This is a genomic window from Pseudomonas sp. QD4, assembly GCF_049199125.1.
Lineage (GTDB): Bacteria > Pseudomonadota > Gammaproteobacteria > Pseudomonadales > Pseudomonadaceae > Aquipseudomonas.
Genome location: NZ_JBLZOM010000001.1, coordinates 1,834,617 through 1,848,442, shown reverse-complemented (window position 1 = coordinate 1,848,442; position 13,826 = coordinate 1,834,617). Strand labels below are relative to the sequence as shown.

Annotated in this window: 16 protein-coding genes; 9 read left to right on the top strand and 7 right to left on the bottom strand. The window is 65.1% G+C overall.

Annotation, left to right across the window (positions count from 1 at the left end; translation table 11 throughout):
* Positions 1-39 precede the first annotated feature (39 nt).
* The 5 genes from ACOZJV_RS08015 to ACOZJV_RS07995 all read right to left on the bottom strand — a co-directional run bounded on the left by ACOZJV_RS08015 (position 40) and on the right by ACOZJV_RS07995 (position 5,167).
* Positions 40-1,389 carry an APC family permease gene (locus tag ACOZJV_RS08015; protein WP_421547290.1) on the bottom strand — a complete coding sequence of 450 codons (1,350 nt, stop codon included), beginning with the start codon at positions 1,387-1,389 and terminating at the stop codon, positions 40-42.
* Positions 1,390-1,580: 191 nt separating this feature from the next.
* The gene (locus tag ACOZJV_RS08010) at positions 1,581-2,333 is read right to left on the bottom strand and encodes an N-formylglutamate amidohydrolase (RefSeq protein WP_421547289.1); all 753 of its coding nucleotides are present in this window, start codon (positions 2,331-2,333) and stop codon (positions 1,581-1,583) included.
* Positions 2,317-3,669 carry a glutamine synthetase gene (locus ACOZJV_RS08005; RefSeq protein WP_421547288.1) on the bottom strand — a complete coding sequence of 451 codons (1,353 nt, stop codon included), beginning with the start codon at positions 3,667-3,669 and terminating at the stop codon, positions 2,317-2,319. Before ACOZJV_RS08005 ends, ACOZJV_RS08010 begins: the two co-directional genes overlap by 17 nt.
* Complete coding sequence (locus tag ACOZJV_RS08000) at positions 3,666-4,310, bottom strand: isochorismatase family cysteine hydrolase (protein WP_201130388.1); 645 nt, start codon at positions 4,308-4,310, stop codon at positions 3,666-3,668. The genes ACOZJV_RS08005 and ACOZJV_RS08000 overlap by 4 nt, the downstream gene beginning before the upstream one ends.
* Before the next feature lie 2 nt (positions 4,311-4,312).
* Positions 4,313-5,167: a MurR/RpiR family transcriptional regulator gene (locus ACOZJV_RS07995; protein WP_078473686.1), complete on the bottom strand. Its 855-nt coding sequence runs from the start codon at positions 5,165-5,167 to the stop codon at positions 4,313-4,315.
* A gap of 427 nt (positions 5,168-5,594) precedes the next feature.
* Here ACOZJV_RS07995 and ACOZJV_RS07990 point away from each other — a divergent pair, with 427 nt between their 5' ends.
* Positions 5,595-6,158 (top strand): histidine phosphatase family protein, encoded by a 564-nt coding sequence (locus ACOZJV_RS07990; protein WP_421547287.1) that lies wholly within the window; start codon positions 5,595-5,597, stop codon positions 6,156-6,158.
* A 58-nt stretch (positions 6,159-6,216) separates the two neighbouring features.
* The gene (gene cobF, locus ACOZJV_RS07985) at positions 6,217-6,978 is read left to right on the top strand and encodes a precorrin-6A synthase (deacetylating) (RefSeq protein ID WP_421547286.1); all 762 of its coding nucleotides are present in this window, start codon (positions 6,217-6,219) and stop codon (positions 6,976-6,978) included.
* A gap of 15 nt (positions 6,979-6,993) precedes the next feature.
* Here cobF and ftrA read toward each other — a convergent pair whose 3' ends face one another.
* A complete protein-coding gene (gene ftrA / locus ACOZJV_RS07980) occupies positions 6,994-7,968 on the bottom strand; it encodes a transcriptional regulator FtrA (protein ID WP_201130396.1) in 975 nt (324 codons plus the stop codon).
* Between the two features lie 103 nt (positions 7,969-8,071).
* Here ftrA and ACOZJV_RS07975 point away from each other — a divergent pair, with 103 nt between their 5' ends.
* The 5 genes from ACOZJV_RS07975 (at position 8,072) to ACOZJV_RS07955 (ending at position 12,108) form a co-directional block, all read left to right on the top strand.
* Positions 8,072-8,506: a rhodanese-like domain-containing protein gene (locus tag ACOZJV_RS07975; RefSeq protein ID WP_421547285.1), complete on the top strand. Its 435-nt coding sequence runs from the start codon at positions 8,072-8,074 to the stop codon at positions 8,504-8,506.
* Between the two features lie 366 nt (positions 8,507-8,872).
* Entirely contained in the window at positions 8,873-9,652 is a 780-nt protein-coding gene (locus tag ACOZJV_RS07970; protein ID WP_078473681.1) for an ABC transporter substrate-binding protein, read from the top strand.
* 102 nt (positions 9,653-9,754) lie between these two features.
* Positions 9,755-10,867, top strand: a complete 1,113-nt coding sequence (locus ACOZJV_RS07965) for a succinylglutamate desuccinylase/aspartoacylase family protein (RefSeq protein ID WP_421547284.1) — start codon at positions 9,755-9,757, stop codon at positions 10,865-10,867.
* A gap of 28 nt (positions 10,868-10,895) precedes the next feature.
* On the top strand, positions 10,896-11,288 hold the full coding sequence (locus ACOZJV_RS07960) for a hypothetical protein (protein WP_421547283.1): 393 nt from the start codon (positions 10,896-10,898) through the stop codon (positions 11,286-11,288).
* A gap of 79 nt (positions 11,289-11,367) precedes the next feature.
* Entirely contained in the window at positions 11,368-12,108 is a 741-nt protein-coding gene (locus ACOZJV_RS07955; protein ID WP_421547282.1) for an alpha/beta hydrolase, read from the top strand.
* A 102-nt stretch (positions 12,109-12,210) separates the two neighbouring features.
* Here ACOZJV_RS07955 and ACOZJV_RS07950 read toward each other — a convergent pair whose 3' ends face one another.
* Positions 12,211-12,786, bottom strand: a complete 576-nt coding sequence (locus tag ACOZJV_RS07950; RefSeq protein WP_078473678.1) for a hypothetical protein — start codon at positions 12,784-12,786, stop codon at positions 12,211-12,213.
* A gap of 316 nt (positions 12,787-13,102) precedes the next feature.
* Between ACOZJV_RS07950 and ACOZJV_RS07945 the strand changes: the two genes are divergently transcribed.
* Entirely contained in the window at positions 13,103-13,246 is a 144-nt protein-coding gene (locus ACOZJV_RS07945) for a hypothetical protein (protein ID WP_161955776.1), read from the top strand.
* A complete protein-coding gene (locus ACOZJV_RS07940) occupies positions 13,243-13,812 on the top strand; it encodes a chalcone isomerase family protein (RefSeq protein WP_238596242.1) in 570 nt (189 codons plus the stop codon). Before ACOZJV_RS07945 ends, ACOZJV_RS07940 begins: the two co-directional genes overlap by 4 nt.
* The last annotated feature ends 14 nt before the right edge of the window (positions 13,813-13,826 follow it).

Genomic DNA, 13,826 nt, shown 5'->3' with positions numbered 1-13,826 from the left:
CTATCGATTGATAGGACCCGCGCAACCTCGCGCTAGCGGCTACAGAGGTTCCTGGATTTTGTAGGGTTCGCCGTTGCCCAGTTTGTTCAGCAGGAACAGGTACACCACGCCGACGACGATCCAGATGGCGCCCAGTTTCTGTGCCTCGATCCCCATGTTGAACAGGATCGCGCAGACGATCAGCAGGCCGATGGCCGGGCACACCAGGTGGCGGATCACCTGGCCGGACTTGAGCCGGCGCCAGTAGTAGTTGATCACTGTCAGGTGCAGCAGGATAAACCCGCTCAAGGCGCCAAAGTTGACCAGTGAGGTCAGGGTGTCCACCGAGTCGATGAACAGGTAGCAGATCAGCAGCGACAGCACGGCCACCAGGTAGATGCTGATATGGGGCGTGTTGTGTTTGCGATGGACCCGGGCCAGGACCTTGGGCAGCTTGCCGTCGCGGGCCATGCCGAACAGCAGGCGCGACACCGCGGCTTGCGAGGTGATCGCCACCGCCACGCCCCAGGCCAGGGCCGTGGCCACCCCGGTCAGGGTCGCCAGCCAGCTGCCGGCAGCGATCTCGGCGATCTCGTAGAAGGCGGTGTCGGCGGACTTGAAGCCCATGCCGGCCGCGAGGTCGGTGGCGATCCAGGTTTGCACGACAAAGATCAGCCCCATCACCACCAGGGTGATCAACGCCGCCCGGCCGACGCTGCGCCCGGGGTCGCCCTTGACCTCTTCGGCCAGGGTCGAGATCGCGTCAAAACCCAGGAACGACAGCACCGCGATCGACACCCCCTGCATCAACATGCCGAAGTGGAAACCTTGCGGGTTGTACAGCGGCGCCAGGGTCAGTTGACCGTTGCCGGCGCCCCCGTGCAGGGCCGTCCAGGCGTAGAACAGGAAGATCCCCAGCACCACCAGTTGCGCCAGCAGAAACACGATGTTCATCCGCGCGGTAAAGGTGATACCCCGCAGGTTGACGAAGGTGGCACTGACCAGGAACGCGAGGATAAACCCGACCTTGGGGATGTCCGGGTACAGGTGGTTCAGCGCCATGGCCGCGTAGACGTACAGCAGCGGCGGGATCAGCAGGTAATCCAGGAGCATCAGCCAGCCGGCGATAAAGCCGACCTGGGGGTTGAGGCCGCGCTGGGCGTAGGAATAGACCGAGCCGGCGATGGGAAAGGCCCGGGCCATGCAGCCGTAGCTGAGGGCGGTGAAGACCATCGCCACCATGCCGATGATGTACGCCAGGGGCACCATGCCCGGGGCTTCCTGGTTGACGTAGCCATAGACCCCGAACGGCGCGATGGGGATCATGAAAATCATCCCGTAGACCACCAGGTCCCTGAGGGTCAGTCCGCGTTTGAGTTCCTGTTTGTAGCCGAATTGTTCAATCTCCATGACACAGTGCTCCTGAGCAGGTATTGAGTGGGGTGCAGGCCCGCGCAACGTGGCGCGAGCGCACGTTGAACAAGGCCCGGTGTTCGAACCTGGCAGGTTAAAAGACACACCACGGCGGTTTTTGTAATTGTTCTACCGGTCCGGCAAACAGCAGTTGGTGCAACAGCGACAGCGTGATTCGACAGCAGGGTCTACAACAGCGGCGCCAGGTAATCGCTCCAGCGCCTTACCGCTTGCGGGGTGCGCAGCAGGTCGTTGCGCACCTCGATCAACACCGAGTCCAGGCCGCGCCCGTCGCCGTGCACCGGCACCGTCATGTCGCTGCCGGCCTCGATCCGATACGGCTGGTTGCCCGCCACCTGCAACGGGTGTTGGCCCAGGCCGGCCACCAGGCGTTCGGCGTAGGCCCGGGCGCGGTCGTAGAGCACGCCTATTTCCAGTTGGCGCGGCTCGCCGAAGTACACCGGGGTGAAGCTGTGGATGCCCACCACCCGTACCGTTTTTCCGGCGGCCAGGCGCTCGTCGATCAAGCTCGCCAGGCGTGAGTGAAACGGCCGGAACAGGCACTGGCGCCGGTATTCGCGGGTGGCTTCATCCAGCGCCTGGTTGCCCGGCACCGGGTAGATCTCGCTCTTGAGCGGGATGCTGTCGGGGGCGTGCAGCGGGCGATTGAGGTCGATCAGCAGGCGTGAGTAATTGGCCGTCAGCAGCGTCGCGCCCAGGGCCTCGGACAGGCTCTCGGCCAGCGCCAGGGCACCGATGTCCCAGGCGATGTGCTGCTGCGCCGCTTCCGGGTCCAGACCCAGGTCGTTGAGCGGCGCGGGGATATAGCGGCTGGCGTGCTCGCAAACCAGGATCAGCGGGTGCTCGGACGCTTCACGCAGCAGGCCATAGGCCGGCCGGTCGTAGTAGCCAAGCTCGGGGGTTTCAGTAGAGGCGTGCATAGTGTTCACAGAGTTGGGCCGGGTCGAGGTCTTGGGTCAGGCGCAGTTCTTCGTGCTTGACCGCCAGGTAAGTGTCGAGCAGTGGCTTGGGCACGGCCAGGGTCAGCGCCGGGCTGGCGGCCAGCAGCTCCAGGGCCTGGGCCAGGGAGCCGGGCAGGGCGACGATGCCGCGCTCCTTGAGCTGAGCCGGGCTCAGGGTGTCGGGCGCATCATCGGTGGTGGCGCGCAGGGCCAGCCCCTGCTGGATCCCCAGGCGCCCGGCGATCAGCACCATGGCCATGGCCAGGTGCGGCGAGGCGGTGGCGTCCAGGGCGCGAAACTCCAGGTTGTACTGCGGCGCCACGTCCTTCCCGCCGAGGCTGACGGTCGGGCAGATACGCAACGAGGCTTCGCGGTTGCGTTGCCCGAGGCAGGCGTAGGCGGCGCTCCAGTGATGGGGTTGCAGGCGCTGGTAGGAGATCGGCGTCGGTGCGGTAAAGGCGCACAGCGCCGGCAGGTACTTGAGCACCCCGGCGGCCCAGCGCCGGCCCAGTTGCGACAGGCCATTGTCGGCCTGCGGGTCGTAGAGCTTCGGCCGGCCGTCGAGGTCTTGCAGGCTGATATGCAGGTGCACGCCATTGCACACCGCATGCTGCGACACCTTGGGTGAAAAGCTCACCTGCTGCCCCAGTTGCCGGGCGATTTCCCGGGTGATCTCCCGCACGTTCACCGCGCGGTCGGCGGCGGCCACGCCCGAGGTCGGGCGGCAGGTGATCTCGTACTGTTGCTTGCCGTACTCGGGGAGGAACATCTCCGGCTCGACCCCGGCGGCGCGCAGGGCGCTGAGCAGCCAGCCGCCGAAGTTCGCCCCCTGGCGCTGGGCGCCCAGGGAGAACGCCAGTTGCTCGGCTTGCGCGGGGGCGCCCTGCAGGTTGAATTCGTGTTCGAAGGCGGCGGTGATCTGCAGTTTCAGGTCGTCGCGATAACGCGCCACCTCTTCGCGCAGCAGGGTGCGCGGGCAGGCGGCCCAGGGCGTGCCGTCGGTTTCGCAGATATCGGCGTGGACGTAATCCAGGGGCGCGGCCTCGGGATCCGGGCCGTTGGCGACGCTGACCCGGCTCGCCATGTCCGGAATCAGCCGCAGGTCGCCATAGGCGCCCCAGGGGTTGGCCTCGGCAATCTGGTCCTGCGGGGTCAGGGCGCTGTTGGCCGGGACCCAGCCACAGCCGGCAGCCTGGTAGCTGTCCAGCTCGTCGCTGGGAAAGGAACGCCCGCGGGTCACGCCGATCAGGTCGGTGGTGACGATGCTGGTCATGGCCACGGCGGTCAGCGGCGTCACGCCGCTACCCCGGCTCATGCCGCCAACTCATGCAGGCGGTCGAGCACGGTCCGGGTATCGGTGATCCAGCAATAACCCTTGATCGCATTCAGGCAGGCCAGGTGCCGCGCCTCGGTGTAGGTGGCGCAGGCGTCTTCCACCAGGGTCACCAGGTAGCCGCGATCGGCGGCATCGCGCACGGCCATGTCCACGCACTGGTCGGTGACGATGCCGGCGATGATCAGGTGCCGGGTCTGCAGGTTGCGCAGCACGTAGTCGATATTGGTGGAGTTGAAGACCCCGGACGAGGTCTTGGGCAGGATGATTTCGTTTTCCCCGGCCGCCAGTTCATCGATGATCGCCGCCTGCGGGCTGCCCTTGGGCAAGTGCATGTCCGACAGCTTGTGGTCCAGCGAGCGGTCGCGGCCGTCGGCGGTCAGGCTTTCGATCAGGGTGTGCAGCACGTTCTGCCGGGCGCCACGCATGGCTGCCAGGAGCTGTTGCTGGTTGGGGATCACCTGGGTCCGTGTCCGTTGCAGGAAGTACTGTGCGTCGGCGTCCTGCAGGTGCGGGTCGAACTGCGGTTCGAGCCAGGCACGTTGCATATCCACCAGCAGCAGGGCGGTGTGGTCGGCGACAAAGGGCAGGTCGCGGGGCGAGCGATGGGGCAGGCTGAACATGCTTACTGATCCTCCAGCAGGTGGGTGGCAAAGCTGTCCCGCAGGGCGTCGATACCCTCCAGGCGATCTTCAAGATGGTCGCCGCGCAAGGTCAGGCTGGCGATCAGCGCTTCGACCTGGGCCAGGGCCGGCACCAGGGTGTCGAAGGCCGAGACCGACTCCACCGGGGCGCTGATCACCAGGTCCGCCAGTTCGCGCAGGGGCGAGGCGTAGATGTCGGTGAACAGCACCACCCGGGCGTAGCGCGCCTTGGCCGCGCTGGCCACGCGCAGGGCCTGGGCCTGATAGCGGCGGTAGTCGAACAGCAGCACGATGTCCTGGCGTTGCAGGTCGTACAGGCGGTCGGGCAGGTGCGCGTTGTCTTCCAGGGCGAAGCAGCCCGGGCGCAGCAGCCGCAGATGGTTGAGCAGGTAGCCGGCGAGGAAGCTGCTGAAGCGGCCACCGAAGCAGTACACGGCGTGCCGGCTGTCGAGCAGCCACTCCAGGAGGATGCGGATGTCTTCGGGCTGGGTCAGCGCCTGGGTCTCCACCAGGCGCCGGGCGCTGTCATTCAGGTAGTGATTCCAGGCGTCGTCCTGTTGCAGGTGCGAGCGCGGCTGCAACAGGGTGCTGGGCGAGCGCAGACGGTCATCCATGTCGCTGAGCAGGGCTTCCTGGAACTCGGCATAACCGCCGAACCCGAGCTTTTTCACCAGGCGCACGATGGTCGGATCGCTGACCCCGGCATGCTCGGCCAGGCGCGACATGGGCCCCAGGCCGTTGCGCGGATAGTGGTCGAGCAGGGCCCGGACCACCTTGCGCTCGGCGGGGGTGAGTTCCAGTGCGGGGTCGGTGATCAGCTCTCTGAGCGAGGACATGGCAGCGCCTTGAATGTCGTGTGTTGTTTTTATTTCATATCTAGTGAAATTAGTATTTATGTAATTTACGCTACATGTCCAGCGAAAGTTTCAGCGCAGGTGAAATGCCCCGCAAGGGGGCGTAATGCTGTTCACTTAAGAACTAACACCGTACCTGTGGCGAGGGAGCTTGCTCCCGCTGGGGCGCGAAGCGGCCCTAAAAATGGGACGGCTGCGCACCGGCGCGCCGGCCGGTCCAGTGGGAGCAAGCACCCTCGCCACATTGACCACACCTATAGCCGCTGCCGCCAGGCTCGGGCCGCGTGCGGACGCTGGCCGGTAGGGCGCCTAGGTCGGGGTTGGCAACGCAGTGGGAAATTGCCCGTCGGCCATGCTACAAACGCAACCTCAGCCCAGGCCGTCGATGGCCCTTTTTCGAGAATGCCCCGTGCAAGCCACCCGCTTGACCCTGATTTGTCATGCCCGAACCGTCGCCCAGAAACGCGCGTGCTTCCCCCAGGACGAGCCGCTGGAGCTTGACTGGCAAGCACTCGCCGGCTCGCGGGCGGCGCTGTTCAAGCGTCCGCCGCGCCTGCTCAGTGCCCCGGAGTTGCGGGCACGGCAGAGCGCCGGGTTGTATGGTGCCGAGCCGCAGATCGTCAGTGCCTTGCGCGACTGCGACATGGGCGATTGGGCGGGGGTGGCGCTGGATCACTTGCAGCAGAACCAGCCGCAAGCCTTGCAGGCGTGGCTGGCCGACCCCCAGGCGGCGCCCCATGGCGGTGAGTCGGTGGCGCAGTTGTGCGAGCGGGTCGCGGCCTGGCTGGAGAGCGTGAGCCAGAGCCCCGGCCATGTACTGGCGGTGACCCATCCGCTGCTGATTCGCGCGGCCTTGCTGCAGGTCATGCAATGCCCGCTGGCCAGCTTCAATCACATTGATGTCGAGCCGCTGTCGGCCCTCGAACTACGCTTCAACGGGCGCTGGCGCCTGCGCCTGGATGCCCGGCCATAAGTGGCCGGGTCCCTAAGCCCCCCATACCGGGCTCCTGCCCACAGATTGAGAACCGCCCATGAAAACCCTCCTGATCATCGGCATCGGTGCCGGCAACCCCGACTACATCACGATGCAGGGGGTCAAGGCGCTGAACCGCAGCGACGTGTTCTTCCTCATGGACAAGGGGGCGAGCAAGGACTCATTGATCGACCTGCGCCGCGAGATCTGCGAGCGCTATATCACTGAGCCGGGCTACCGTTTCGTGCAGGCGCAAAGCCCGGAGCGGCTGCGTGGCGATGTCGATTACCAGGCCAGCGTCGAGGACCTCAACCGCGACAAGCAGGCGACCTTCGAACGCCTGATCGACGAGGAATTGGCCGATGGCCAGACCGGGGCCTTCCTGGCCTGGGGCGATCCGGCGTTGTACGACAGCACCCTTCGCATCCTGCAGGCGATTCTGGACAGCGGTCGCTGCCGCTTTGAGTTCGAGGTCATCCCGGGTATCACCAGCGTCCAGGCCCTGGCCGCGCAGCATAAAGTGCCGCTCAACCGCATCGGTCGCTCCGTGGAAATCACCACCGGGCGTCGCCTGGCAGCGGGGCAGGTGAGCGACGCCGACAGCCTGGTGGTGATGCTCGATGCCGAGGACTCCTATCGCCAGGTGCTGGACCGCGAACTGGATATCTACTGGGGCGCCTACCTGGGCACCGCGGACGAGATTCTGATCAGCGGCCGGTTGCAGGACGTGGCGGATGAAATCCAGCGCGTGCGCAAGGCGGCGCGGGAGGCCAATGGCTGGATCATGGACACCTACCTGCTGCGCAAACCGGACGCCTGACGGGCGCCGCGGGCTTTATACCGGGGTCTTGGCGCCTCGGCCAAAGCGCTCGCGGTACACCGAGGGCGGCACCCCCACCACGCTGCGAAACGCCACGCGAAAACTCTCCACCGAGCGATAACCGCAGCGCAGGGCGATGTGCTCGGTGTGTTCGCTGCCGCTTTCCAGCAATTCCCGGGCCCGGGCCAGGCGCTCATGTTGCAGCCAGGCCTTGGGCGAGGCACCGGTGGCTTCGCTGAAACGCCGCAAGAATGTGCGCTCGCTCATCAGCGCCTGGCGGGCCAGATCGCGCACCTCCAGTGGCTCATGCAGGTGTTCGCGCGCCCACTGCATGACTTTCGACAGGTCGCTGCGCGGCGTACGGCTGACCGGCGCCGGAATGAACTGGGCCTGGCCGCCGGTGCGCTGCGGCGACATCACCAGGCGCCGCGCCACCGAGTTGGCAACGTGGGTGCCGAAGTCCCGGGCCACCAGGTGCAGGCAGGCGTCGATCCCGGCGGCGCTGCCGGCCGAGGTGATCAACTGCCCGGCGTCGACGTAGAGCACATCCGGGTCCACCTCGATCAGCGGGAAGCGCGCCGCCAGTTCCTCGGTGTAGCGCCAGTGGGTGGTGGCGCCACGGCCGTCCAGCAGCCCGGTGGCGGCGAGGGCAAACACCCCGGAGCAGATCGACAGCAAACGTGCGCCACGCCGGTGGGCGCGGCGCAGGGCGTCGATCAGGGGGCCAGGCAAGGGATCGCTGCGGCTGCGCCAGCCGGGAATGATGATGGTGCGGGCCTGCTCCAGCAGCTCCATGCCGCCGTCGGCCGTCACCTGGATCCCGCCGGTGGCGCGCATGGGGCCTGGGTCCACGGCGACGATGCGGTGCTCATACCAGGGGAAATCGAACTCCGGGCGCGCCAGGCCGAAGATCTCCACGGCAATGCCGAACTCGAAGGTGCACAGGCCGTCGTAGGCCAGGATCGCGACTAAACCGGGGTGGGCGTGCATTTGGCGGAAAGTTACCAGTCAGTGTCTTGTGCGCCACTGTAGCGGCGCGGGCGTGGCGGATAAAGTCTTTCTCTCACCCCCATTCGCTTTCGGAGATGCCCCCATGACCAGCCTGGTCCGTGATGTTCCCGCCGCCCCCTCGGCCATTGCCCTGATGCATTTTTCCAATCGCCTGACCTTTGAAACCGACTGCTCCGATGTGCACGCCAGCCAGCAGGCGGGCGCGCTGGACTTCGTGTTGCTGGACGTGCGCGGCCCGCAGGCGTTCGAGCGCGGGCATGTGCCGGGGGCGATCAATATCCCCGGGCGGCAGATCAGCGCCGAGCGCCTGGCGGGTTACGCCCGGGACACGCTGTTCGTGGTCTATTGCGCCGGGCCCCACTGCAACGGCGCAAACAAGGCCGCGGTGCAACTGGCGGCGCTGGAGTACCCGGTCAAGGAAATGATCGGCGGCGTCACCGGCTGGCTGGATGAGGGGTTCCACCTGAGCGCACCTACCGAGCGCCCAGCACCCACCGTGATCGAGTGCGCCTGCTAAACCTGGCCTCCCCAACGACGCCAGCGACCCACCCCGATTCCTGTAGCCGCTGCCGCAGGCTGCGGCTACAGGTGCAAGGCGTATTTCAAGGCCAGCACAGCGTTGCGGCAGCGGTTACAGGATTTGTGGAGGGGGTGTTTTCAATTCGACCGCCGGGTCGGATTCCGGATGGCGGGTGGGCGCTTTACCGGCTTTTGCACCGCTCTGGGGCGGGGCTTTCAGGGGGGAATGGCACGCGTGACTTTTTCATAAATATTTGTCGCATAAACGCAATTTGCTTCCCGAGGGCGCCTCTAGACTGCTGGCCACTTCGATTTCCCGTAATCGAAACCCAGCCAATAAAAGTCTCCACCCTTGGAGTTATAAATGAACAAGTTTGCGTTCTTCGGTGCCCTGGCACTGTCGATGTTTTCCCTCTGCGCCGTGGCCGATGAAGCCAAGCCGATCCGCATTGGTATCGAAGCCGGCTACCCACCGTTCTCGATGAAAACCCCCGACGGCAAGCTCACCGGTTTTGACGTGGATATCGGCGATGCGCTGTGTGAGCAGATGCAGGTCAAGTGTGTGTGGGTCGAGCAGGAATTCGACGGCCTGATCCCGGCGCTGAAGGTCAAGAAAATCGACGCCATCCTGTCGTCGATGACCATTACCGACGACCGCAAGAAAAACGTCGATTTCACCATCAAGTACTACCACACCCCGGCACGCTTCGTGATGAAGCAGGGCATCGAGATCAAGGACCCGCTGACCGAGCTCAAGGGCAAGAAAGTCGGTGTGCTGCGCGCCAGTACCCACGACCGTTTCGCCACCGAAGTGCTGGTCCCGGCCGGGATCAGCCTGGTGCGCTACGGCTCGCAGCAGGAAGCCAACCTGGACATGGTCTCCGGCCGCATCGACGCGCTGCTGGCCGACTCGGTCAACCTCGACGACGGTTTCCTGAAAACCGACGCCGGCAAGGGCTTCGCTTTCGTCGGCCCCGAGTACAACGATCCGAAATACTTCGGTGGCGGCGCCGGCATTGCCGTGCGCAAGGGGGATACCGCCCTGGCCGAAAAATTCAACACGGCGATTACCGAAGTGCGCGCCAACGGCAAGTACAAGGCCGTGCAGGACAAGTACTTCAAGTTCGACGTTTACGGTGAGTAATCGCCAGCAGTGAAAAAAGGTGGCGCCCGTTGATACGGCAGCCACCTTTTTTATGCGCTGCTGTTTTATCCTGCGCCACCCCATTTTCCTCAGGGAGCTGCCATGCAACGTATTGACCACCCATTGCCCTGGAGCCACCTGGGCAGCGAGCGCCAGCTCAGCGTGTTCCGCTTTGGCGCAGGTTCGCGCAAGGTGTATATCCAGGCCAGCCTGCACGCCGATGAGCTGCCGGGCATGCGCACCGCCTGGGAACTGAAAAAACGCCTGGGCGAACTCGAAGCCAACGGCCAGTTGCATGGCGTGATCGAGCTGGTGCCGGTGGCCAATCCCATTGGCCTGGACCAGTACGTGCAAAACAGCCACCTGGGGCGCTTCGAGCTGGGCAGCGGGAAGAATTTCAACCGTGCGTTCTTTGAACTCAGCGGCCCGGTGGGCGACCTGATCGGTGGCCAGCTGGGCACTGACGCTGCGGCCAACGTGGCGCTGATCCGGCGCACCATGGGCCAGGTGCTGGACCGCTTGCCTGCGCCGGGCTCCCAGCTCGAAGCCTTGCACCGCCTGCTGTTGCGCCATGCCTGCGAGGCCGAGATCACCCTCGACCTGCACTGTGATTTCGAAGCGGCGATCCATCTCTACGCACTGCCCCAGCACTGGCCGCAGTGGCAACCCCTGGCCGCGCGGTTGAAGGCGGGCGTGGCCTTGCTCTGCGAGGATTCCGGCGGCAGCTCGTTCGATGAGTCCTGCTCCGCGCCCTGGTTGCGCCTGGCCCGGGACTTTCCCCGGGCGGCGATTCCCCCGGCCAACCTCGCCACCACCCTGGAGCTGGGCAGCATGGGTGACACCCGGGTCGAGCAGGCCCAGGCCAATTGCGAGGCGATCCTGGGGTTCCTGGCCGAGCAGGGCTTGATCAGCGGCGACTGGCCGCCAGCGCCCGATGCGTGTTGCGAAGGCATGCCGTTCGAAGGCACCCAGTACCTGTTCGCCCCTCACCACGGCGTGGTCAGTTTCCTGCGTGAAGCCGGCGAGTGGGTCGAGGAGGGCGATGCGCTGTTCGAGGTGGTCGACCCGCTGCAGGATAAAGTCAGCGTGGTACGGGCCGGCACCAGCGGCGTGCTGTTTGCCCTGGACCGTGGGCGCTACACCCAGCCGGGTATCTGGCAGGCCAAGGTGGCCGGGCGCGACGCGATTCGCGCGGGCAAGCTGATCAACGACTGACCCGATCTCTTTGAAGGCGAATGGCTCCATGCACCGATGTTCTCTGCTGATTCGCCTGCTGTTCGCCTTGTGCTTGTTGGCGGCGACCGCCAATCACCTGCGGGCCGTGCTCGATCACGGCTGGCTCTGGGATTACGGCTATGGCCCCCAGACCTTGCTGGCCAGCCGGGTGTTCTGGGGCGCGTTGACCGTGCTCGATCCGCTGGCGGCGCTGCTGCTGTGGTTCAGGCCGCGCTGGGGCCTGCTCCTGACCCTGGCGATCATTGCCTGTGACGTGCTGCACAACAGTTTCTACGTCGTTGCCCATGGGCAATGGACACAGACCTTTTACCTGTCCCAGCTGGGCTTTTTACTGGCGGTGCTGGTGCTGTCCCCCCTGGCCTGGCGCGGAGTGCGCAACCCGCTGAGGCCGGTCGGCTGAATCTCATCGCTGTTTGTCGGTCCGATCTTCAGTCACCCGCCTTGTGGCTACCCGCCGCGCCGTGAAAGGAAAACGCCTCATGTCCAAGACCTCGCTGCTCAAGTGCTGGCTGGTGCCGTTGCTGCTGGCCTGCGCCTCAGCCCAGGCTCAGTCCGGCTCGCCCACGCTGCACAGTGACCTGCCGTTGCAGTACCTGGAGCAGGCCGGCGCCGATACCCGCAACCAGCCGCTGGTGATTTTCCTGCATGGCTACGGCAGCAACGAGGAGGACCTGTTCGGGCTCAAAGAGCAGCTGCCGGCCGGCTACACCTACCTCTCGGTACGGGCACCCCAGGTGCTGGAGGAGGGCAGTTATCAGTGGTTCCACAAGAAGGGCGACGGGGCCTATGACGGCGTGACCGAGGAACTGGCCAGCAGCGCCCAGGTGCTCGAGGCCTTTGTGGCCAAGGCTGCGGCCAAGTATCAGACCCCGCCTGACAAGGTGTTTTTACTGGGCTTCAGCCAGGGCGCGATCATGTCCTATGAAGTCGGCTTGCGGCACCCGCAGGCGGTGCGTGGGATTGCGGCACTGAGCGGCAGTGTGCTGCCGGTGCTGAGGTCGCAGCTCAAGCCCGACCCGGGGTTGCAGCACCTGGCGATTTTCATCGGCCATGGCACTGCCGATCAGCGCCTGCCCTACAGCGATGGCTCAGAGGCCAACAGCCTGCTGCAGGGCCTGGGCCTGGCGCCGGAATTTCATGCCTACCCGGGCCTGGGGCACAGCATCAGCGAGAGTGAAGTCCACGACCTCAAGGACTGGTTGCAGCGGCTCAACCCCTGAGAACCAGTTCACGACCTGCTGCGCCTAGCTCAGGGGCGTTAACAATGCCTGAGCGTCGCTGGCTGGTTCGTGAACAGGTTCCGGGACCGCTGCCAGGCTTGCTCAGCGGCCGAGGATCTGTTTCATCAGGGCCTCGTGACCGGCCTTGTCGCTGATCCGCGACACCACCTGGATTACCGCGATACGCCCGCCGGAAGCGGCCAGCAGGGTCGAGTTCAGGGTCTTGCCGCCGCCCATGGTGGCGCTGCTGTCGATCTGGCGTACGCCCAGGCCCTTGATGGTCAGGCTCTTTTCACTTTGCTTGGTGAAATCCGGCAGGGCCGCTGCCTGTTGCTTGAGAAACCCCGCCACGGCTGCGTCGAGGAACGGGGCGTCGTTGTCCTTGGCCTGTTGCCCATTGGGGATGGTGTTTTCCGCAGCGATCACCGCAGTCTTGGTGTCGTTGTTGGAGTACAGGGTGCCGGTCGCCCCGGCGGTGCCGTTGGCCGCGCTGCCGGCGGGCAGCACCGTGGCCGTGAAGCCTTTGGGCAGGCTGAAGGCAAGTTTGCCGCCCAGCATCGAGACCTTTTGCGCTGTGGCGCCAGCGGCACTTGGCTGGGCCGCATAGACGCTCGCCGCGCCCAGGCCGAGCAAGGCTACCAGGGCCAGGCCCAGGGCTTTTTTACCGAACAATGACATGCAGATTCTCCAGAGTGATCGCGTCAGGCGCGCATCATCCCACGGGCCCCGAGCGACACTCCAGCGGGTTATGGCTGTTCGGATAAAAGGCGCCGGCGAGCAGGGCAGCCCCTGGCCAATCATTGCACCGCGTGTGCATCCATTCTTCGACCTGATCCGTATGCACAACCATGGGCAGGTCGGCCTGTTCGTTTTGTATAGGTTTTTTCGGGTTTTGATTGGTTTTTGCGTCAATATCCGCTAAATAGTTATACATTCTTAATTTTGTTGTATAGGTATTGAGAGTGGCGGCCCTGCGAATGGGATCCACCGCTCCATGGTTAGTGGACCCGAGGTCAAGTCCGGGCAGCGCCAGGGCTGGGCCAGTCAAGCAATCGGCTACCTCGGGTCCACCTTTGTTCAGCCGGGCCAGGCACTCAAGCAGATTGAGGCGGGCTCCTATCAGGACGTGCTGCCATGAATTCGCTTGTGCCCGAGCCTGGAGGAAGCTGCAAGCGTCGCGGTGGATCCGCCTGGCGGCCCTGGTTGTGGCTGCTGCTGGTGCTCAGTGCCACGGCGGCGGCCGGCTGGCAGCAGACGCTGCCCGGTGCCCGGGTGGTGGGCAGCGGCGAGTTCAGCTGGTTTGGTTTCAAACTCTACAACGCCCGGCTCTGGAGCCCGGTCACGCCGCTGGCAGCGGACACCCCGTTTGCCCTGGAGCTGACCTATCGCCGTAGCATCAGCCGCGACGATCTGGTGCAGGCCAGCCTCGACGAGATCAAGCGCCTGTCCGGTTCGGCGGTCAGTGCCGAGCAATTGAGCCGTTGGCAGGCGCAGATGCAGCAGTCGTTTGTCGATGTGCAGGCCGGCACCGTCATCACCGGGGTGTTTCTGCCGGGGCAGGGCGCGCAGTTTTTTGTCGACCAGCAACTGCGGCATGAGGTCAGGGACCCGGCGTTTGCCCGGGCCTTTTTTGATATCTGGCTGGACCCGCGTACGCGCAACCCCGAATTGCGCCGGCAGTTGCTGGGCCAGGCAAAACCCTGAACGGCCGAGGGCCA